The organism is Modestobacter lacusdianchii, assembly GCF_054177765.1.
In genome coordinates, this window is sequence record NZ_JBJJTJ010000010.1 from 1 (window position 1) to 19,474 (window position 19,474).

At 75.0% G+C, this 19,474-nt stretch carries 18 protein-coding genes; 12 read left to right on the forward strand and 6 right to left on the reverse strand.

Annotated features, from left to right (window positions below):
• Positions 1-245: 245 nt before the first annotated feature.
• Positions 246-725, reverse strand: a complete 480-nt coding sequence (locus tag ACJTNH_RS09135) for a pyridoxamine 5'-phosphate oxidase family protein (RefSeq protein WP_458174809.1) — start codon at positions 723-725, stop codon at positions 246-248.
• A 57-nt stretch (positions 726-782) separates the two neighbouring features.
• Between ACJTNH_RS09135 and mftE the strand changes: the two genes are divergently transcribed.
• Positions 783-1,478, forward strand: coding sequence for a mycofactocin biosynthesis peptidyl-dipeptidase MftE (gene mftE / locus ACJTNH_RS09140; protein WP_458174811.1), 696 nt, complete (start codon positions 783-785; stop codon positions 1,476-1,478).
• 54 nt (positions 1,479-1,532) lie between these two features.
• Here mftE and ACJTNH_RS09145 read toward each other — a convergent pair whose 3' ends face one another.
• Positions 1,533-2,534: an ABC transporter substrate-binding protein gene (locus ACJTNH_RS09145; protein ID WP_458174813.1), complete on the reverse strand. Its 1,002-nt coding sequence runs from the start codon at positions 2,532-2,534 to the stop codon at positions 1,533-1,535.
• 169 nt (positions 2,535-2,703) lie between these two features.
• Between ACJTNH_RS09145 and ACJTNH_RS09150 the strand changes: the two genes are divergently transcribed.
• Positions 2,704-2,955: a type B 50S ribosomal protein L31 gene (locus tag ACJTNH_RS09150; protein WP_299953223.1), complete on the forward strand. Its 252-nt coding sequence runs from the start codon at positions 2,704-2,706 to the stop codon at positions 2,953-2,955.
• Positions 2,956-3,020: 65 nt separating this feature from the next.
• Here ACJTNH_RS09150 and ACJTNH_RS09155 read toward each other — a convergent pair whose 3' ends face one another.
• Together ACJTNH_RS09155 and ACJTNH_RS09160 are read right to left on the reverse strand one after the other, a co-directional pair.
• Positions 3,021-4,001 (reverse strand): hypothetical protein, encoded by a 981-nt coding sequence (locus ACJTNH_RS09155; protein WP_458174815.1) that lies wholly within the window; start codon positions 3,999-4,001, stop codon positions 3,021-3,023.
• Positions 3,998-4,324 carry a PadR family transcriptional regulator gene (locus tag ACJTNH_RS09160; RefSeq protein ID WP_458174817.1) on the reverse strand — a complete coding sequence of 109 codons (327 nt, stop codon included), beginning with the start codon at positions 4,322-4,324 and terminating at the stop codon, positions 3,998-4,000. The genes ACJTNH_RS09155 and ACJTNH_RS09160 overlap by 4 nt, the downstream gene beginning before the upstream one ends.
• A gap of 137 nt (positions 4,325-4,461) precedes the next feature.
• Here ACJTNH_RS09160 and ACJTNH_RS09165 point away from each other — a divergent pair, with 137 nt between their 5' ends.
• Genes ACJTNH_RS09165 through ACJTNH_RS09175 form a run of 3 tightly spaced genes read left to right on the forward strand, consistent with a single transcriptional unit; the run spans position 4,462 to position 8,031 of the window.
• Positions 4,462-5,940, forward strand: coding sequence for a purine-cytosine permease family protein (locus ACJTNH_RS09165; RefSeq protein ID WP_458174819.1), 1,479 nt, complete (start codon positions 4,462-4,464; stop codon positions 5,938-5,940).
• Positions 5,937-6,446 (forward strand): cysteine hydrolase family protein, encoded by a 510-nt coding sequence (locus ACJTNH_RS09170; protein WP_458174821.1) that lies wholly within the window; start codon positions 5,937-5,939, stop codon positions 6,444-6,446. Before ACJTNH_RS09165 ends, ACJTNH_RS09170 begins: the two co-directional genes overlap by 4 nt.
• 37 nt (positions 6,447-6,483) lie before the next feature.
• Positions 6,484-8,031 (forward strand): glycosyltransferase, encoded by a 1,548-nt coding sequence (locus tag ACJTNH_RS09175; protein WP_458174823.1) that lies wholly within the window; start codon positions 6,484-6,486, stop codon positions 8,029-8,031.
• Here the strand turns inward: ACJTNH_RS09175 and ACJTNH_RS09180 are convergent.
• Positions 7,982-8,680, reverse strand: a complete 699-nt coding sequence (locus ACJTNH_RS09180; protein WP_458174825.1) for a hypothetical protein — start codon at positions 8,678-8,680, stop codon at positions 7,982-7,984. The genes ACJTNH_RS09175 and ACJTNH_RS09180 overlap by 50 nt on opposite strands.
• Positions 8,681-8,934: 254 nt before the next feature.
• Here ACJTNH_RS09180 and ACJTNH_RS09185 point away from each other — a divergent pair, with 254 nt between their 5' ends.
• On the forward strand, positions 8,935-10,269 hold the full coding sequence (locus ACJTNH_RS09185) for a multidrug effflux MFS transporter (protein ID WP_458174827.1): 1,335 nt from the start codon (positions 8,935-8,937) through the stop codon (positions 10,267-10,269).
• Between the two features lie 75 nt (positions 10,270-10,344).
• Here the strand turns inward: ACJTNH_RS09185 and ACJTNH_RS09190 are convergent, their stop codons facing one another.
• Positions 10,345-11,139, reverse strand: a complete 795-nt coding sequence (locus ACJTNH_RS09190) for a hypothetical protein (protein ID WP_458174829.1) — start codon at positions 11,137-11,139, stop codon at positions 10,345-10,347.
• A gap of 176 nt (positions 11,140-11,315) precedes the next feature.
• Here ACJTNH_RS09190 and ACJTNH_RS09195 point away from each other — a divergent pair, with 176 nt between their 5' ends.
• From ACJTNH_RS09195 to ACJTNH_RS09220, 6 genes are all read left to right on the forward strand, one after another.
• Entirely contained in the window at positions 11,316-12,458 is a 1,143-nt protein-coding gene (locus ACJTNH_RS09195) for an MFS transporter (RefSeq protein ID WP_458174831.1), read from the forward strand.
• 303 nt (positions 12,459-12,761) lie between these two features.
• The gene (locus ACJTNH_RS09200) at positions 12,762-13,316 is read left to right on the forward strand and encodes a (2Fe-2S)-binding protein (RefSeq protein WP_458174833.1); all 555 of its coding nucleotides are present in this window, start codon (positions 12,762-12,764) and stop codon (positions 13,314-13,316) included.
• Positions 13,313-15,820 (forward strand): xanthine dehydrogenase family protein molybdopterin-binding subunit, encoded by a 2,508-nt coding sequence (locus ACJTNH_RS09205; RefSeq protein WP_458174835.1) that lies wholly within the window; start codon positions 13,313-13,315, stop codon positions 15,818-15,820. The genes ACJTNH_RS09200 and ACJTNH_RS09205 overlap by 4 nt, the downstream gene beginning before the upstream one ends.
• Positions 15,817-16,674 carry an FAD binding domain-containing protein gene (locus ACJTNH_RS09210; protein ID WP_458174837.1) on the forward strand — a complete coding sequence of 286 codons (858 nt, stop codon included), beginning with the start codon at positions 15,817-15,819 and terminating at the stop codon, positions 16,672-16,674. Before ACJTNH_RS09205 ends, ACJTNH_RS09210 begins: the two co-directional genes overlap by 4 nt.
• 210 nt (positions 16,675-16,884) lie before the next feature.
• A complete protein-coding gene (locus ACJTNH_RS09215) occupies positions 16,885-18,144 on the forward strand; it encodes an SRPBCC domain-containing protein (protein WP_458174839.1) in 1,260 nt (419 codons plus the stop codon).
• Between the two features lie 71 nt (positions 18,145-18,215).
• The gene (locus ACJTNH_RS09220) at positions 18,216-19,409 is read left to right on the forward strand and encodes an IS30 family transposase (protein WP_458174841.1); all 1,194 of its coding nucleotides are present in this window, start codon (positions 18,216-18,218) and stop codon (positions 19,407-19,409) included.
• Positions 19,410-19,474: the final 65 nt, after the last annotated feature.

A 19,474-nucleotide genomic window follows, 5' to 3' on the forward strand; every position in this document is an offset into this window, starting at 1 on the left:
CCGAACTCAACGGCCGACCCCGCCAGACCCTCGGCTGGCGAACCCCCGCCGAAGCCCTCAACGACCTACTCTCACCACCTCAACCAACAGGTGATGCAACGACCGCTTGAACTCACCTGACCTGATCACCGGCTGTCCCCCCGCACCAGCGTTGCTGCGGGAGGACAGCCGTTGGTGCGGGGGGACGGCGGAGGTTGCCGGCACCGACGCCGCGCAGCCGGACGGCGACGGTGCTCGGCTGCGGCTCAGAGGTCGACGCGCTCGTTCTCGCCGCCGGAGTACGGCTGCCCGGTCGCCTTGGCCTTGGCGAAGCTGATCGCCGAGGCGATCCGCCCGCCGGGGGAGTTCCAGTACTCCGCGGAGGCGGCCTCCACCCGCAGCAGCACGATGTCCGGGTCCTCCGGGCCGTCGGGGAACCAGGCCTCCACGGCCTTGTTCCACAACTTCTTCTTCCGCTCCAGCTCGTCGATCACCACGGCGTGCCCGGTCAGCGACACCCAGCTGTCGCTGCCGGAGGTGGCCACGTTGACCTGCGGGCTGGCGGTGACGTGGGCGACCTTGCGGGAGCCCCGGCTGGCGAAGAACCACAGGTCGCCGTCGAACTCGATCTCCTGCATGGCCATCGGCCGGCTCATGAGCGTGCCGTCCGGGGCGGTGGTGGTGAACACGGCGATGCGCTCGTCCTTGAGCAGCTCCGCCACCTTGCGGGTCTCGTCTGTGGCCATGGGGTGCCCGTGCCCGGTCCGGCGCACGGTGACACCCCGTCTGACAGGGTTCCCGCCGTGAGGTTGCAGCAGGCCACCTGGCCGGACCTGGACGGGCGGTCGCCGCTGGTCGTCGTCGCCCTCGGGTCGGTCGAGCAGCACGGCCGGCACCTGCCGCTGACCACCGACACCGTGATCGCGCAGGCCGTGGCGGAGGGCGTCGTCCCCGAGCTGGCCGACGCGGTGCTCGCGCCGGCGCTGGCCTACGGCGCGAGCGGCGAGCACGAGGGCTTCCCGGGCACCATCTCGATCGGCACCGAGGCGCTGACCGAGCTGCTGGTCGAGTACGGGCGCTCGGTGGGCCGCTGGGCGGGCCGGCTGCTGGTGGTCAACGGGCACGGCGGCAACCTCGACGCGCTGCGCACGGCGGTGCCCCGGCTGCGGCACGAGGGGCGGGACGTCGCCTGGTTCCCGTGCGGGGTGCCCGGCGGCGATGCCCACGCCGGGCGGACCGAGACGTCACTGCTGTTGCACGTGGAACCGGCGCGGGTGCGGGCGGAGCTGGCCGAGGCGGGGGAGACCGCGCCGATCAGCGAGCTGCTGCCCCGGCTGCGGGCCGAGGGGGTGCGCGCGGTCAGCCCGCTCGGGGTGCTCGGCGACCCGTCGGGCGCCTCGGCGGCGGAGGGGGCGGCGATGCTCGCCGACCTGGTCGACCGGCTGGTCGTCGCCGTCCGGGGCTGGGACGCCGACGCCGCCGGGCGGCTCCTGGGCTGACCAGGTGCGCACCCGGCGGCGCCGGTGGTGCGGTCGTGCAGGGAGTGCCGGTGCTCAGCCCGCCAGCGCGTCGGCGAACAGCGGGACCGCGTTGTCCAGCGCGTACTGGATGCCCTGCGGGGTGCCGATGGAGAACGCGCTGGTCAGCGTCTCGTCGTCCAGCACCACGGAGTTGCCTGCCTGCACCGACGGGATCGACTGCCACAGCGGGTTGCCGGTGATCTCGCTGGCCTCGACGAAGATCGGGAAGGCGACGGTCAGGCCGGCGTCCAGCAGCGGGAGCTGCTCCTCGCTGACCGTGACGTAGAAGCTCTCCCCGGCCAGGTCCTGGACGGCCGGGGCGTTGGTGAACCCGAGCTGCTCCATGAAGTCGACGCGGGAGTCGCCGCGCACGTAGGCGCCGAAGCCCTCGGCGGTGTAGGCGGCGACGGCGACCTCGGTGCCGTCGAACTCCGGGTGCGCCTCGGCGGCGTCGGCGAAGGCCTGGTCGACCTCGTCCTTGATCGCCTCGGCCTCCTCGGTCTTGCCCAGGGCCTGGCCGATCAGGTCGATCTGCTCCTGGAAGGAGACGACGTAGGGGTCGGTGCCCTCGGGCTGGCTGATCGTCGGGGCGATCTCGCTCAGCGCGTCGTACCGCTCCTGGGTGGCCGGGGACTTGGTGTCGAGGATCAGGTCGGGGTCCAGCGCCGCGATCGCCTCGATGCTGGGCTCCAGCGTCTCGATGATCTCCGGGGCCTCGTCGTACTCGCCCTCGGCCCACGGGCCGACGCCCTCGCCGCCGAAGCCGAGCCAGTCGCTGGCGCCGACGGGCTGCACGCCCAGCGCGAGCGCGGTCTCCGCGTCACCCCAGCCGAGGGCGACCACGCGGGTCGGCTCCTCGGGGACCTCGACGTCGCCGAAGGCGGTGCTCACGGTGACCGGGAAGGCGCCCGAGGAACTGCTGGTGCTGCCACCGCCCTCGGCGCCGGTGTCGTCGCTGGCGTCGGTGCCGCCGCAGCTGGTGACGACGAGTGCGGTCGCCACGAGGGCGGCGCCGCGGAGGGTGAGGCGGGTCATGCGAGCTCCTTCGAGATGGTCAGGTGAGGCTGACCTAACCACATCGAGGTCACGGTCCGGTCACCGTCCGGGCCGGGAACAGCCGACGTCCTCCCGCGGTTGACCAGGACAGTCGCGATCAGCCCGCCCCACCGGGGGCGGACGTCCCGCGCAGACCGAGGAGACCACCATGCGCAACGGCATCCACCCCGAGTACCGCACCGTCGTGTTCCAGGACACCTCGACGGGCGAGACCTTCCGGACCCGCTCGACGGTCGAGACGACCCGGACGATCGAGCTGGACGGCGAGACGCTGCCGGTGGTCCCGGTCGAGATCAGCTCGTCCTCGCACCCGTTCTGGACCGGCAACCAGCGCGTGCTCGACACCGCCGGCCGGGTCGAGAAGTTCAACCAGCGGTACGGCGCCCGCACCCGCGGCTGAGCGCCCGCACTCCCTGATCGACGCCGCCGGGCCCGCGTGGGCCCGGCGGCGTCGTCGTGTCCGGGTCAGGCCGGGACGTCGGCCGGCAGGGCGCGCAGTGCCCGCGCCCCCACCGCCCCGGTGGCCGCCGCCGACAGCAGCACGCCGACGGTGACCGTCAGCACGGTCGGGGCGTAGCCGGCGGGGGTGTCGTAGGGCAGCCGGCTCGCCAGGGCGGGCAGCAGGGCCAGGCCCAGGACGGCGGCGGCCAGCTCGGCGGACCCCCGCTCCGGCCGGCGGCGGACGAGCAGCATCCCGGCCGTGGCCACCAGCGCGATCCCCAGCTGGACGAACGGGTCGCCCAGGGCGAGCAGCCCGCCGGCCGGGTCCCCGGGGAGCAGCGTCAGCAGTGCGAGCCCGACCGCCCACGGGCCGAGCACCAGCAGGCCGAGCCAGACCGGCCACCTCGGGCGGCGCACCGGCGGCCCGGTCGGCGCCAGGGCGGCGGCGAGCAGCGGCACGGCGACGGTCAGCTGGGTCGGCAGCACGCCCGGGCCCACCGTCGTCACCACCTCGACGAGCAGCGTGGCCAGCACTGCGAGGGCCAGTGGGCGGGTGGCGCGCAGCCCGCGGAGTGCGCAGGCGCCCAGGGCAACGGTGAGCCCGCTGCCCACCGTGTGGACGGCGGCCCGCGGTCCCCACTCCACCGGTCCGGGCTCGGGGGCGTCGACCAGGGGCAGCAGGCCGTGCAGCCACGCCGTCGACACCAGGCCGACGAGCGCCATCGAGGCCAGCGCCAGGGTGCCGGCCACGGCGACCAGCCGCACCGTCCGCCCGGTGGCCACCGCCCGCACCGACGCGCCCGGTGCCCCCAGCCGCAATCGCAGGGCCAGCCGGGCGACGTCCAGCCGGTCGGCGAGCGTCGGGCTGCCGAACTCGGCGTACTCCGGGTCGTCGGCGGTGGTCGCCTCGAGCCAGGTCTCGGTCATGTCGTCGGCCCACCGGGAGCGGGCCGGCTCGGGCAGCCAGGTCAGCAGCCGCCGGTAGCGCTGCTCCAGCGGGCTCATGCCGGCCGCACCGCGAGCCGGGCCCGGACGGCGCGGGCGTTGGACTCCTGCCGGGCCAGCTCGGCCTCCAGCGCCTGCCGGCCGGCCGCGGTGAGCCGGTGGTAGCGGCGCACCCGGCCGGCGTGCACCTCCTCGCGGTCGGGCTCGACCCGGCCCTCGGCGACCAGCCGGTCGAGGACGCCGTAGAGCGTGCCCACCCGCAGCGTGACCCGGCCGCCGGACAGCGCCTCGACCTCCCCGATCACCCCGTAACCGTGCCGGGGACGGTCGGCGAGCGCGGCGAGCACCAGGAAGGTGGGTTCGGTGAGCGGCCGGGCGTCCATGCCGGGACGCTAGCGCGCGCATGCATCGGGTGTCGATGCATCGGCGCGCGGAGTGCGGTGGCCGTGTCGGTGACCGCGGTTATGGTCCGGCTCCGGGAGCGGGGCACCAGCACCCCGCCGGCGAGGACGGAGCACCGATGGCGCACCAGGCGGCGGGGGAGACGGGCGCGCCGGCGGGGGCCCCCACCCCGCGGGTGGCGGTGGAGACCAACGGCATCAACGTGATCGCCGAGGCCGAGCGCAAGGGCACGCCCCGGCAGCTCTTCTGGCCGTGGTTCGGCGCGAACGTCAGCGTGCTGGGCCTGGCCTACGGCGCGTTCGTGCTCGGCTTCGGCATCTCGTTCTGGCAGGCGGTCGTCGCCGGCCTGGTCGGCATCGTGGCCAGCTTCGCCCTCTGCGGCCTGATCGCCATCGCCGGCAAGCGTGGCTCGGCGCCCACCCTGGTGCTCAGCCGTGCGGCGTTCGGGGTCACCGGCGGCCGGGTGCCCGCGGTGCTGTCGTGGGTGCTGACCGTCGGCTGGGAGACGGTGCTCTGCTCGCTGGCCACCCTCGCCACCGCGACGGTCTTCACCGAGCTGGGCTGGGGCGGTGGCACGGCCACCCAGCTGGTCGCGCTGGTCGTGGTCGCTGCGCTGGTCGTCGCCGGCGGTGTGCTCGGGTTCGACCTGATCATGCGCATGCAGGCGGTGATCACCGTGGTCACCGGCGTGCTCACCGTCGTCTACCTGCTCCTGGTCGCCGACGAGATCGACTGGTCCGCGGTCGGCGACGTCCCGGCCGGGTCGACCGCCGCCTTCATCGGGGCGCTGGTCTTCGTGATGACCGGCTACGGCTTCGGCTGGGTCAACGCCGCCGCCGACTACTCCCGCTACCTGCCACGCACCGCCGCCACCCGCGGCGTCGTCGGCTGGACGACGTTCGGCTCCGCGCTCGCCCCGGCGGTGCTGCTGGTGGTCGGGCTGCTGCTGGCCGGCTCCTCGCCCGACCTGGCCGGGGCGATCGGCGGCGACCCGATCGGGGCGCTGGCCACGCTGCTGCCCACCTGGTTCCTGGTGCCGTTCGCGGTGGTCGCGGTGCTCGGACTGATCGGCGGCGCGCTGCTCGACATCTACTCCTCCGGCCTGGCCCTGCTGGCCGCCGGGGTGCGCATCCGGCGCCCGGTCGCCGCCTCGATCGACGGCGCGCTCATGGTGCTGGGCACCGTCTGGGTCGTCTTCCTCGCCGAGGGCGACTTCTTCACCCAGTTCCAGGGCTTCCTGATCACCCTCGGTGTGCCGGTCGCCGCCTGGTGCGGCATCGTCCTGGCCGACCTGCTGCTGCGCCGCCGCGACTACGACGAGGCCGCGCTCTACGACCCGCGCGGGCGCTACGGCGCCGTCCCGCCCGTGCCGCTGGCGCTGCTGGCCGCCGGCACGGTGCTCGGCTGGGGGCTGGTCACCAACACCTACGCCGGGTGGCTGCAGTGGCAGGGCTACCTCCTCGGGCCGCTGGGCCTGGGCGGCAAGGACGGCGACTGGGCGTTCGCGAACCTCGGCGTCCTCGTCGCGCTGGTGGTCGGCTTCGCCGGCACGCTGCTGCTGCGGCGCGGGGCCGTCCGGCAGCAGGAGGCCGGGTGACCGGGGTGCCGGTGACCGGCGGCGTCCTCGTCGTGGTCGACGTCCAGCACGTCTTCGCCGACGCCGCTTCTCCCTGGGGCGCGCCGCGGTTCGCCGAGGTGCACCCGGCGATCCGCCGGCTGACGGCCGCCTTCGCCGGGCGGGTGGTGCACACCCGGTTCGTCGCCCCGGCGGAGCCGGCCGGGGCGTGGGTGCCCTACTACGCCGAGTTCCCGTTCGCGCTCACCTCCCCGGACGCCCCGCTGTACGCGCTGGTCGACGACCCGGGCGGGGCCCCGGTGGTCACCGCGACGACGTTCGGCAAGTGGGGCCCGCAGCTCGCCGCCCTGGTCGGGCAGGGGCCGCTGGTGCTCGCCGGCGTCTCCACCGACTGCTGCGTGCTCTCCACCGCACTGCCGGCTGCCGACGCCGGGGTGCCGGTGCACGTGGTCGCCGACGCCTGCGCCGGGGCCACCGACGCCGACCACGAGCGGGCGCTGGCCGCGATGCGCTGTACGCGCCGCTGATCACGCTCACCACCACCGACGCGGTGCTCGCCGGCCGATGAGCCTGCCCGCGCCGCCCGGCGACCGGCTGCCCGACGGGTTCGCCGTCCGGCTGGCCCCGGGGGTGCAGCGGAGGGACGGCGGGACGGCGCTGCTCGGCGGCTCCCCGGCCCGGCTGCTGCGGCTCGCCCCGGCCGCCCGGGAGCTGCTGACCGGCGACCGGCTGGTGGTCACCGACGGCCGGTCCGCCGCGCTCGCCGCGCGGCTGCTGGACGCCGGGGTGGCCGGGCCCGAGGTGCACCCGGTGCCCCGGCCGGACGTGACCGTGGTCGTCCCGGTGCGGAACCGCACCGCCGGGCTGGCCCGGTTGCTCACCGCGCTGCGGGCCGACCCGGGCACCGCCGGCTGCCCGGTCGTCGTGGTCGACGACGGTTCCGCGGAACCGTCCGCGGTCGTCGCCGCGGCCGGTGACGCCCGGGTGGTCCGGCACGACACCGCCCGCGGCCCGGCAGCTGCCCGCAACGCCGGGCTGCGGGCGGCCGGCACCGCGCTGGTGGCCTTCGTCGACTCCGACTGCGTCCCCGAGCCGGGGTGGCTGGCCGTCCTCGCCGGGCACCTGGCCGACCCCCGGCTGGCGCTGGTCGCGCCGCGGATCACCGCGCTGGACCCGGCGCCCGGGGGCACCGCGCTGGACCCGGCGCCACGGATCACCGCGCTGGACCCGGCGCCCGGGGGCACCGCGCTGGGGTCGGTACAGCCCGGCTGGGTGGCCCGCTACGAGGGGCTGTGCAGCGCACTCGACATGGGGCCGGCCGCGGTGCGGGTCGCGCCGGGCACCGCCGTCTCCTACGTGCCCAGCGCCGCGCTGCTGGCCCGCCGGGTGGCGCTGGGCGACGGGTTCGACGAGACCATGCCGGTCGCCGAGGACGTCGACCTGGTCTGGCGGCTGACCGGCGCGGGCTGGCGGGTGCGGTACGAGCCGGCTGCCAGGGTGGCGCACGACCACCGGGTCGCCCTGGGCGACTGGCTGCGCCGGCGGGCCTTCTACGGCACCGGGGCGGCGCTGCTCGCCGAGCGGCACGGAGCGCTGGTCGCCCCCTTGGTCATCTCGCCGTGGTCGCTGGCCGCGTGGGCGCTGCCGGTGTTCGGGGGCCGGCTCGGCGTCGTGGGCGCGGTCGGGGTGCTCGGCCGGGCGAGTGTGCTGCTGGCCCGCCGGGTCGCCGCACCCGGGCAGCCACTCCCGATCGGCTGGGCGGCGTCGCTGGTCGTGCGGGGGACGGCGTCGTCCGGGCGGGCGCTGGCCCGCACGGTCACCCGGCACCACTGGCCGCTGGCCCTGGCGGCGGCCGCGGTCTCCCGCCGGGCGCGGTGGACCGTCGCGGCGGTCGCTGCGGGGGACGCCGTCCTCGCCTGGTGGCCGCACCGCCGGGAGATCGACCTCCGTGCCTTCGCCGCCGGGCGCCGGCTGGAGGACCTCGGGTACGGCGCGGGGCTGTGGGCCGGTGCGCTGCGGGCCCGCTCGGTGCGGGCACTGCTCCCCGCCGCGCCGGAGCCGGTCAGCCCACCCGGGAGCTCCCGGTCCCGGCGTTCGGGGGGTAGGGCATGAGCGAGCGGAGGTCGGCGGGGGTGGCCACCGTCCCGCCGCCCGCGTCGCCCCGCCCGTCGTCCAGGACCGCCACGAGCGCCCCGTTGCGCCAGGCGAAGTCCGTGACCGGGAACCAGCCGTAGTCCGTCTGTGCCCAGTAGTAGGACCGGGGCGGCGGTGCGGCCGGCGCCGGCCGCCCGTACTGCATGTTGTCCAACATCGCCTCGGCCACCTGTGCCCGTGCCGCGTACTCCGCCGTCGTGGCGGCCGCTCGCCCGGACACGTCCGCCCGGACGATGAGCGCGATGGACAGGACCACCGCTGAACCGAGCAGCGCCACCCCGAGGATCGCGACCGAGCGCGCGGTGTCGTTGGCGGGGTCGGCCTGCCAGTTGTCGATGGCCGCCAGGACGGTGCCACCACCGCCGATCGTCGCGATCAGGCCGGTCCACCACTTCGCGATCGACGTCGCCCCGGAGGTCAGGACCTGCAGGCTCACCGGGGTCCCCTGGGTGAGCTTCACCCCCTCCCGCTCCTGGGCCGGGGTCTCGAGCAGGCGGAGCCCCTGCAGCAGGGAACGGATCGGTTCCCCGACATCGCCACCGTCGGCCGCGTAGGCGGCGTCCCCGGGCCACTTCACCGCGGGAGGGTCGGGCAGCTCGCTGGTCATGGCGGCCTCCGGGGGAGCTGGTGCCAGAGCGGCACCGTAGCGACCGGCTTCCCGCGGCCGGGCCCGATCCGCGCCCGTTCCCCTGGCCTGCCGAGTGCGCTGCGTGTCGACCACCGAGGTCGTCCGCGAGGTGACTGACGGGTGAACTGTCCGACGACGTGGAATGCGGTTGCACCGTGCAGCCTTCTCCCCCCGTACCGCGAGCGTGGCCAGCGTCGGTCCTGCGTGAGCACAGCACCGACCAGGGGGACCCGATGACCGCCACCCAGGACAGCCGAACCGCCGCCCCACCCGTGGGCGCCGCCGCCCCCGTGGCAGCCACCGCCCAGGCCGGGCCCGCCGCGACGCAGCGGCCGGAACCGACGATCGAGAAGCCGCGCACCGCGCGCCTCGCGCTGACCCTGGGCGCCTTCGTCGCCCTCGGGCCGCTGACCATCGACATGTACCTGCCGGCCCTGCCGACGATCACCACCGAGCTGGAGACGACGTCGGCGGCGGTGCAGCTCACCCTCACCGGCACGCTCATCGGCCTCGCGCTGGGTCAGCTGGTGCTCGGGCCGCTGTCCGACCGGTTCGGCCGCCGCCGCCCGCTGCTGGCCGGCACCGCGGTGCACGTCGTCGCGTCGCTGCTGGTGCTGCTCGCGCCGAACATCGCCGTCCTGGGGGCGCTGCGGGTGCTGCAGGGCGTGGGCACCGCGGCCGGCGCGGTGATCGCCATCGCCGTCGTCCGTGACCTGTTCGACGGCCGCGCGGCGGCCACCATGCTCTCCCGGCTGTTCCTGGTGCTGGGCGCCGCACCGGTGCTCGCGCCCACCATCGGCGGTGAGGTGCTCCGCTTCACCTCGTGGCGCGGGGTGTTCGTGATCCTGGCGCTGTACGGGCTGGCGCTGCTGGCCGTCGGCTTCTTCCTGATCCGCGAGACGCTGCCGCCCGAGCGGCGCAGCACCGACGGGGTCGCCGGCACGCTGCGCGGCTACCGGTCGCTGTTCGGTGACCGCGCCTACGTCGGTCTGGTGCTGGTCGCCGGGCTGACCATGGCCGGCCTGTTCGCCTACGTCTCCGGCTCCTCCTTCGTCTACCAGGACCAGTTCGGCCTGGACGAGCAGCAGTTCGGGCTGCTCTTCGGCGCCGGCGCCTTCTGGCTGATCGCGGCCACCCAGCTGAACCCGGTGCTGCTGCGCCGGTTCTCCCCGGCGCAGGTGCTGGTCGCCGGCACCGTGGCCGGCACGCTCTCCGGGCTGGCGCTGCTGCTGCTGGCCGCCACGGACACCGGCGGGCTGTTCGCCGTCGCGATCCCGCTGTGGGCGGTGCTGTTCGCCTGCGGCCTGGCGCTGCCCAACGCCCCGGCCCTGGCGCTGTCGCGGCACGGCGAGTCCGCCGGCACCGCGGCGGCGCTGCTCGGCGCGGTGCAGTTCGGTGTCGGCGCGGCCGTCTCGCCGCTGGTCGGCCTGCTCGGCAACGACGCGGTCGCGATGGGCACCGTGATCGTCGGGTCGCTGGGGCTGGCGATCGTCGTGCTCGTCACCGTCGTCCGGCCGTGGCAGCTGGCCGACGTCGACACCACGGACGCCGCGGTCGCCGTCCACTGACGGCCGACGGCCACACCGGTCCCGCCGGGGTCTCCCGCGAGGTGAGGCCCCGGCGCCGGGCCCGGGGAGCCAGTGTCAGCCGATGACGACGGCCTCGGTGGTGCCCACCTGCACCAGCCGGGTCACCCCGGTGCTGGCGCTGGTCACCTGCTCCTCGAACCAGAAGACGTAGGGGACGCCGGAGGTCAGCCCGGCGATCGTCACGGTCATCGGCTGGCAGCCCTGGACCTGGGCGACGGCCTGCACGACCGGCGGGGGCTGCACGCCGCCCACGAGCCGCTGGCTGACCGCCTGCACCCGGTAGCCGAGCACCTCGGGCCGGGGGTCCGACATCCAGTCGAGGGTCGCCGATCCCGCCCCGGGCACGACCCCCGGCACGATCCGGCGCGGTGTGGTGCCGGCCCCGCCGCAGGGGTCCGGGCGCTGCTCGTACTGCGGTGCCCGCCCGACGGCGGCGTTGGGCATGATCGTGATCCGCCCGGGGCGGGGTGGCTGCGGGATGGCCAGCCCGCCCTCGGCCGCGACCGCCGCGCGGGAGGCCGCGGTCGCGCGGGAGTCGGCGACGTCGGCCAGCGTGTCGACGCCCTGCGCCTGGGCCAGCACCGGGGTGGGCGTGGGCGTGGGCGTGGGCGTGGGCGGCGGCGTGGTGGCCGGCTCTGGGGCGACGGTCTCGGTCGAGGCGGTGAGGTCGACCAGCGCCGGCGTCACCTGCGGCGCCAGCACCACCGCGCCGACGGTCACCGCGAGCAGCGGCACCAACCAGCGGGTGTGGTCGCGACGGCGGCGGGCCGGGGCGCGCCGCGCGCCGGCGGGGCGGCTCCCCGCCGGGCGTCGTCGCTGGTCGGCCGTGGCGGCCCGCGTGCCGGTCATCGGTCCACCATCGGCAGGCCGGCCCCGCGACTTGTGCCGAAACACCCGAAGAGGGTGCAGTCGCGGGGAATGCGGCGCGCGGGCACCGTCTTGGCCCCACTGTGAGCGCACCCCCCACGGTCAGGACGACGCAGGCCCCGCCCCTCCCCTCCGCCCGGACTGCGGTGCTGGCGACGGTGGCGCTCGGCCTCGGGGGCTTCGCCATCGGCACCACCGAGTTCGTGACCATGGGCCTGCTGCCCGACATCGCCGCGGGGATCGACGCGAGCATCCCCTCCGCCGGGCACCTGATCTCCGCCTACGCGCTCGGGGTCGTGGTGGGCGCCCCGGTGATCGCCTCGCTGGGTGCCCGGCTGCCCCGGCGGGCGATGGCCATGGCGCTGATGACCGCCTTCGTCGTCGGCAACGCCCTGAGCGCCCTCGCCTCCGGCTACGGCAGCCTCGTGCTGGCCCGCTTCGTGGCCGGCCTGCCGCACGGCGCCTACTTCGGCGTCGCCTCGCTGATCGCCGCCTCTCTGGTGCCGGCGCACCTGCGCGGCCGGGCGGTCAGCTCGGTGATGCTCGGGCTGGCCGTGGCCAACGTCGCCGGGGTGCCGGCCGGCACCTGGCTGGGGCAGCACCTGGGCTGGCGGTCGGCCTACTGGGCCGTGGTGCTCATCGGGGCGCTGACGGTGCTCGCCGTGCTCATCGTCGTCCCGTCGGTGCCTGGGCGGTCGGAGGCGAGCATCCGGTCGGAGCTGGGCGCGCTCCGGCGGCCGCAGGTGATCCTGACCCTGGGCGTGGCCACCGTCGGTTTCGGCGGCATGTTCGCCATGTACAGCTACATCGCCCCGATCGTCACCGAGGTCGCCGGGCGCCCGGCGAGCTTCGTGCCGATCGTGCTGCTGGCGTTCGGGATCGGTGGCGTGCTCGGCACGGTGCTGGGCGGCAAGCTCGCCGACCGGGCGCTGTTCCGCTCCCTGGTCGGGGCCACGATCGCCACCGGCGTGCTGCTGGCCGTCATGGTCGTCGCCGCCGGCAACGCGTTCACGCTCACCGCGACGGTGTTCACCATCGCGGCCGCGGCCTCGACCATGGTCGTGCTGCTCCAGCTGCGGCTGATGGAGGTCGCCGGCGACGCGCAGATGCTGGGCGCGGCGCTCAACCACTCCGCGCTGAACGCGGCCAACGCCCTCGGTGCCTGGCTCGGCGGGCTGGTCATCGCGGCCGGCTACGGCTATCGGGCACCCAGCGCGGTCGGCGTCGGCCTGGCGGTGCTGGGGCTGGGGTTCCTGCTGGCCTCCGCCGTGCTGCGCCGCCGGGAGCTCGCCGCCGTCTGACGGCGAGCACAGCTGGTGCCCAGCTGCCCGGCCGGGTCGCACGTCGGCCGGGCCGGGCCCGGCAGCGGGGTGCGCGCACGGTCCGGGCCGACGGCACGGGATGACGGCACGGTGGTCGGCCAGCTCTGACCTGCACGTGAGCACGACGAGGGCAGCCGGACGCAGTCGCGTTCGGCTGCCCTCGGTCGTCGGCGGGGCCGCCGTCCGGCTCGCTCTGGCGTGCGGCGTGTGTCCGCTGACACACTCACGCCGAGGCCGGGGTGATGCCGGCCACACCTGCCCTGCAACGGAGCGGAGGACTCGGTGACCCAGATCAACGTGCGGGTCGACGGAGCGTCCTACCAGGACGACGTCGAACCCCGGACCCTGCTGGTCCACTACCTGAGGGAGCAGCTCGGCAAGGTCGGCACGGTGGTCGGCTGCGACACGAGCAACTGCGGCGCGTGCACGGTCCACCTCGACGGCAACGCGGTGAAGTCGTGCACGGTGCTCGCCGTCCAGGCCGACGGCTGCCAGGTCACCACCATCGAGGGCGTGGTCACCGGTGAGGGCCCGACCGCGACCCTGCACCCGGTCCAGCGGGCCTTCCACGAGATGCACGGCCTGCAGTGCGGCTTCTGCACCCCGGGGATGATCATGGCCTCGATCGACCTGCTCAAGGAGAACCCCGACCCCAGCGACGAGGAGGTCCGGGAGGGCATCGAGGGCAACCTCTGCCGCTGCACCGGCTACCAGAACATCGTCCGGGCGGTGCGCCAGGCCGCCGCCGAGATGAACGGCACGGCCGCCGACGACCCGGAGGCCTCACCCGCCGTCGTCGACACCGCGGCCGCCGAGCACGTGGCGGTGCAGGCATGACCGTCACCGACGACCCGGCCGTCCCGGGCACCCCCGTCGACCTCGCTCCGGCCAAGGAGGTCGGGCAGGCGCGCCGCCGCAAGGAGGACGCCCGGCTGATCACCGGGAAGACGACGTGGACCGACAACATGGTGCTGCCCGGGATGCTGCACCTGGCGGTGCTGCGCAGCCCGGTCGCGCACGGCCGGATCACCCACCTGGACGTGAGTGCGGCGAAAGAGCGGCCGAACGTCGTCGCCGTCTACACCGGCCGCGACCTCGCCGACGAGCAGGGCTCGCTGCCCTGCGCATGGCCGGTCACCCCGGACATGGTCAACCCCGGGCACCCCTCGATCGCCGTCGACCGGGTCAACCACGTCGGTGAGGCCGTCGCGGTGGTCGTGGCCCGCAGCCGCACCGCCGCCGCCGACGCCCTGGAGGCGATCGACGTCGACTACGAGCCGCTGCCGGTGGTGCTGGACATGGAGCAGGCGGTGCAGGAGGGCTCACCGCTGGTGCACGACTCCACGACCTCGAACACCAGCTACCACTTCGTCTTCGACGCCGGGGAGGCCGGCACCGGGGCCGACACCGACGGTGCCTTCGCCGACGCCGAGGTCACGGTCAGCCGCCGCTTCGTCCAGCAGCGGCTCATCCCGGCGTTCATGGAGCCCCGGTCGGTCGTCGTCCAGCCCTCCGGCGACAACTACACGATGTGGTCGGCCACCCAGATCCCGCACATCCTGCGGGTCATGGCGGCCATGGTCACCGGGATCCCGGAGCACAAGCTGCGGGTGATCGCCCCCGACGTCGGCGGCGGGTTCGGCGGCAAGCTGCAGGTCAACCCCGAGGAGATCCTCTGCCTGCTGATCGCCCGGCGGCTGGGCAAGCCGGTCAAGTGGACCGAGACCCGCAGCGAGTCGCTGATGACCGCCCACCACGGCCGCGACCAGGTGCAGTTCATCGACATCGCCGCCGACCGCGACGGCACGGTGCGCGGCCTGCGGGTGCGGCTGCTGGCCGACATGGGCGCCTACCTGCGGCTGATCACCCCGGGCGTGCCGGCGCTGGGGGCGTTCATGTTCCCCGGCATCTACAAGTTCCCCGCCTACCGGTTCGAGTGCGACGGCGTCTTCACCAACAAGGTGCCCACCGACGCCTACCGCGGCGCCGGCCGGCCGGAGGCCACCTTCGCGATCGAGCGGATCATGGACGAGCTCGCCGTCGAGCTGGGCATGGACCCCCTCGAGCTGCGCCGGAAGAACTGGATCGGCGCGGAGGAGTTCCCGTTCACCACCGTCGCCGGCCTGGAGTACGACTCCGGTGACTACCACCAGGCGACCGAACAGGCCCTGCAGCTGATCGGCTACGACGAGCTGCGCGCCGAGCAGCAGCGCCGCCGGGAGGCGAACGACCCGGTCCAGCTGGGCATCGGCTTCTCGACCTTCACCGAGATGTGCGGGCTGGCGCCGTCGCGGGTGCTGGGCTCGCTGGCGTTCGGCGCCGGCGGCTGGGAGCAGGCGTCGATCCGGATGCTGCCCACCGGCAAGGTCGAGGTGGTCACCGGTTCCACACCGCACGGGCAGGGCCACGAGACGGCGTGGAGCCAGATCGTCGCCGACCAGCTCGGTGTGCCGTTCGAGGACGTCGAGGTGCTGCACGGCGACACCTCGATCTCCTCCCGCGGGCTGGACACCTACGGCTCCCGCTCGCTGGTCGTCGGCGGCACCGCCGTCGTCAAGGCCGCGGAGAAGGTCGTGCAGAAGGCCAGGGTGATCGCCGCCCACCTGCTCGAGGCCAGCGAGGACGACCTGGAGTTCACCGGCGGGAAGTTCACCGTCCGCGGGACGCCGGGGGCCGGGATCGGCATCCAGGAGGTCGCCCTGGCGATCTTCGCCGCGCACGACTACCCCGAGGGCGTCGAGCCGACCATCGACGCCGAGGCCACCTTCGACCCGGAGAACTTCTCCTTCCCGCACGGCACGCACATCTGCGCGATGGAGGTCGACACCGAGACCGGGTCCGTCACGATCCGCAAGTACGCCTGCGTGGACGACGTCGGCACGATCGTCAACCCGCTGATCGTGGAGGGGCAGGTGCACGGCGGCCTGGCCCAGGGCATCGCGCAGGCGCTGTACGAGGAGGCGATCTACGACGCCGACGGCAACCTGACCACCGGCAGCTTCGTCGACTACCTCGTCCCGGCCGCCTCCGACCTGCCGCACTTCGACACCGGCAACACCGTGCACGCGGCGACCAGCAACCCGCTGGGTGCCAAGGGCGTGGGGGAGGCCGGCTGCATCGCCAGCACCCCGGCCGTCGTCAACGCCGCGCTGGACGCCGTCCGGCACCTGGGCGTCACCGACATCCGGATGCCGCTGACCCCCGAACGGGTCTGGCGGGCCGTGCACGAGGGCACGGACGGCGGCGACCGGGCCGCGGCCCGCTCCAACGCGCAGGGTGCCTCGTCCGGCGAGGCCGCTGCCGCGTCCACCGACCCGTCGTCCTCCGGAGGTCACCTGTGATTCCCGCACCGTTCGACTACGCCCGCCCGACGACGGTGGAGGAGGCGCTGCAGGCGATCGCCGACGGCGGTGAGGACGTCAAGGTCCTCGCCGGCGGGCAGTCGCTGATCCCGGTCATGCGGCTGCGGCTGGCCGCGCCGGAGACCGTCGTCGACCTGACCCGGGTCGAGGGTCTGCGCGGGGTGCGGGAGGAGGGCGACCAGCTCGTGGTCGGGGCGATGACCACCCACGCCGACGTGCTGGCCGACCCGCTGCTGGCCCGGTACGGGCAGCTGGTGGTGCAGGCGACCGAGACGGTGGCCGACCGGCAGGTGCGCCGCCGCGGCACCTTCGGCGGCGCCCTCGCCCACGCCGACCCGGCCGGTGACCTGCCCGCCGTCGCCCTCGCCCTGGACGCCGAGTTCGTCATCGCCGGGCCCGGCGGACGGCGGACGGTCGCTGCGGCCGACTTCTTCGTCGACTACCTCACCACCGCACTGGAGGAGGGGGAGCTGCTGGTGGAGATCCGGCTGCCCAAGCTCGGCGAGGACTGGGGAGTGCGGTACGAGAAGTTCAACCGGGTGGCCCAGGCGTGGTCGATCGTCGCCGTGGCGGCCGCGGTGCGCCGGGAGGGCGGCCGGATCGCGGAGGCACGCATCGGGCTGACCAACATGGGGCCCACCCCGCTGCGGGCCCGGGCCACCGAGGCGGCGCTGGTCGGGGTGGACGTGAGCATGGAGACGGTGACCGCGGCGGCCGCCCAGGCAGCCGAGGGCACCAGCCCCAGCAACGACCTCAACGCGCAGGCCGACTACCGGCAGCACCTCGCCCAGGTGCTGACCCGGCGGGCCGTGGCGGCCGCAGCCGGGTTGTGACGAGGGCGCGCCGGACCGGTCCGTCACGGCCGGCCCGGCGCGCCGCCGGCCTCCCACCTGCGCCGTGCCGCCGGTCGTGATCGGATGTCGGCAACGGGCGCGGCGCGGCGCGGTAGCGTCGCCGTCTCGCCGTGATCACCGCACGACCCGGACGGGCTGTCGCCGACTCGTCGCCTCCCACCCGGGCCGTCCACACTCGGAGGTCCTGCAGTGCAGCTGGAGAACGCGTTCACCGTCCCGGTGCCCATCGACGAGGCCTGGCGGGTGCTGCTGGACATCGAGCGCATCGCGCCCTGCATGCCCGGGGCGGCCCTGGACTCGGTGACCGGCGACGAGTTCACCGGCCGGGTCAAGGTCAAGCTCGGCCCGATCAACCTGACCTACCAGGGCAAGGCCGAGTTCGTGGAGAAGGACGAGGCCGCGCACCGCGCCGTCATCGACGCCCGGGGCAAGGACCAGCGCGGCAACGGCACGGCCGCGGCGGTGATCACCGCGACGCTGGCCGCCGAGGGCGACACCACCCGCGTCGACGTCCTCACCGACCTGAACATCACCGGCCGCCCGGCCCAGTTCGGCCGCGGCGTGATGACCGACGTGGGCAACAAGCTGCTCGGCCAGTTCGCCGACAAGCTCTCCGCCCAGCTGGCCAGCGGTGACGCCCAGGGCGACGCGGCCCGGGCCGCCGCGGCGACGGGCCCGCAGGAGCCGACGGTGACGGGCAAGGTCACCGCCGCGGCCGCCAAGGCCGCTGCCACCACCGCGGGGGTCGTGGAGGAGGCCGCCATGTCCGTCGAGGGCGCGGCCGCCGACACCCCCGCGGCCGCGGCGGCGAAGAAGGCCGGTGCGGCGGCTAAGAAGACCGCCGCTGCGGCTGCCGACAAGGCCGCCGACGCCGAGCAGGCCGCCTCCCCGGCCAAGGCGGCCAAGAAGGCCGCCCCGGCCAAGAGCGCGCCGGCGAAGGCAGCACCCGCCAAGGCCGCCCCGGCGAAGGCAGCCCCGGTCACCGCGCAGGTGCCCGACCCGCTGGCCCCGCCGGCCAAGAACGCCCCGGCCGCTGCCTCCACCGCCCCCGCAGTAGGGGACACCGCGCCGGCCGCCGAGGACACCGCACCCGCGGCCACCGGCGCTGCGCCGTTCTCCGGCACCGGCACGGTGGAGGACCAGGAGATCACCGCCGAGCCCGCGTCGACGACGGCACCGGACGTCTCCGCCGGCGCCCCGGCCAAGAAGGCCCCGAGCCGCCCGCCGGTGCGCACCACCGCCCCGCCGAACCGGCCGGCCGGCGGCAGCCCGGCCAAGAGCACCCCGGCAGCGGGCCCGCGCCCCCAGCCGGCGGCCGAGCCCGAGCCGATCGACCTGCTCGAGGTGGCCGGGTCGGCCGCGATGACCCGTTACGCGGCCCCGGCCGCCGGGGTCACCGTCGTCGCGCTGCTGATCGCCCTCCTGGTGCGCCGCCGCCGCAAGCACTGACCTCCCGTGCCCCTGACGTCGATCAGGTGACTCGGGCTCAGGTGGTGGTCGCAACACCCTGATGGAGGGGTGTGCTGGTGGCGGTCACGCGGGAGAAGGAGCGGTTGTTCTGGCGGGCGGTGGTCCGGGAGGGCGCGTCGACGTCGGCGGCTGCGGCGTCGGCGAGGGTGACGGGGTCGACGGCGCGGCGGTGGTTCCGGGACCGTGGTGGGGTGACGCCTCTGGACCTGGATGAGCTGTCCGGCCGGTATCTGTCACTGTCGGAGCGGGAGGAGATAGCCGTCGGGCTGGCCGCTGGGCTGAGCTTGCGGGCCATCGCCCGCCAGATCGGCCGGGCTCCCTCCACGGTGAGCCGGGAGATCGCCCTCAACGGGCCTGCCCGGCCCGGGCGGCCCTACCGGGCGGTGGCCGCGCAGCAGGCCGCCGAGGGCCGGGCTCGGCGGCCCAAGTCGCGCAAGCTGGAGCACGAGCCGCTGCGGGACCGGGTGCAGGCGGACCTGGGAAGCAAGTGGTCTCCGGAGGAGATCGCGGCCCGGCTCACCCGCGACTTCCCCGACGACCCGGAGATGCGCGCCTCGCACGAGACCATCTACCGGGCCCTCTTCGTGCAAGGCCGCGGATCACTGCGCCGCGAGCTGGCCGCCTGCCTGCGCACCGGGCGGGCGGTCCGCAAGCCCCGCCGACGGGTCGATGGCCGCGCCGATCCCGACCGGCGCATCCCGGACAAGGTCATGATCAGCGAACGCCCCGCCGAGGCCGAGGACCGGGCGGTGCCCGGGCATTGGGAAGGCGACCAGATCTTGGGCAAGGGCAACAAGTCCGCGATCGGCACCCTGGTGGAGCGCACCACCCGGTTCACGATCTTGCTGCACCTGCCCGGACCAGCCGACGCGATCGCCGTCCGCGACGCCATCATCGACCAGATCGGCGGCCTGCCCGAGGCGCTGCGCCGCTCCCTGACCTGGGACCAGGGCCTGGAGATGCGCCGGCACACCGAGATCACCGTCGCCGCTGACCTGCCGGTCTACTTCTGCGACCCCCGCTCACCCTGGCAGCGCGGCAGCAACGAGAACACCAACGGCCTGCTCCGCCAGTACTTCCCCAAGGGCACCGACCTCTCCACCCACAGCCCCGAGCACCTGGCCGCCGTCGCCGATGAACTCAACGGCCGCCCACGCAAGACCCTCGGCTGGGACACCCCAGCCGAGGCCATGGCCAAGCTACTGTCAGCGCCTCACAACGACGGCGTTGCGTCCACCACGTGAATTCACCTGACCTGATCACCGGCTGTCCCCCTGCACCAGCGTTGGTGCAGGGGGACAGTCGTGGG

Excerpts from the sequence above, each read along its gene's own strand:
- ACJTNH_RS09155 (WP_458174815.1), bottom strand. The coding sequence starts at position 4,001 with ATGAGCCCGCTGGAGCAGCGCTACCGGCGGCTGCTGACCTGGCTGCCC.
- ACJTNH_RS09190 (WP_458174829.1), bottom strand. The coding sequence starts at position 11,139 with ATGACCGGCACGCGGGCCGCCACGGCCGACCAGCGACGACGCCCGGCG.
- ACJTNH_RS09165 (WP_458174819.1), top strand. The coding sequence starts at position 4,462 with ATGGCGCACCAGGCGGCGGGGGAGACGGGCGCGCCGGCGGGGGCCCCC.
- ACJTNH_RS09180 (WP_458174825.1), bottom strand. The coding sequence starts at position 8,680 with ATGACCAGCGAGCTGCCCGACCCTCCCGCGGTGAAGTGGCCCGGGGAC.
- ACJTNH_RS09185 (WP_458174827.1), top strand. The coding sequence starts at position 8,935 with ATGACCGCCACCCAGGACAGCCGAACCGCCGCCCCACCCGTGGGCGCC.
- ACJTNH_RS09175 (WP_458174823.1), top strand. The coding sequence starts at position 6,484 with ATGAGCCTGCCCGCGCCGCCCGGCGACCGGCTGCCCGACGGGTTCGCC.
- ACJTNH_RS09160 (WP_458174817.1), bottom strand. The coding sequence starts at position 4,324 with ATGGACGCCCGGCCGCTCACCGAACCCACCTTCCTGGTGCTCGCCGCG.
- ACJTNH_RS09135 (WP_458174809.1), bottom strand. The coding sequence starts at position 725 with ATGGCCACAGACGAGACCCGCAAGGTGGCGGAGCTGCTCAAGGACGAG.
- ACJTNH_RS09150 (WP_299953223.1), top strand. The coding sequence starts at position 2,704 with ATGCGCAACGGCATCCACCCCGAGTACCGCACCGTCGTGTTCCAGGAC.
- ACJTNH_RS09145 (WP_458174813.1), bottom strand. The coding sequence starts at position 2,534 with ATGACCCGCCTCACCCTCCGCGGCGCCGCCCTCGTGGCGACCGCACTC.
- ACJTNH_RS09205 (WP_458174835.1), top strand. The coding sequence starts at position 13,313 with ATGACCGTCACCGACGACCCGGCCGTCCCGGGCACCCCCGTCGACCTC.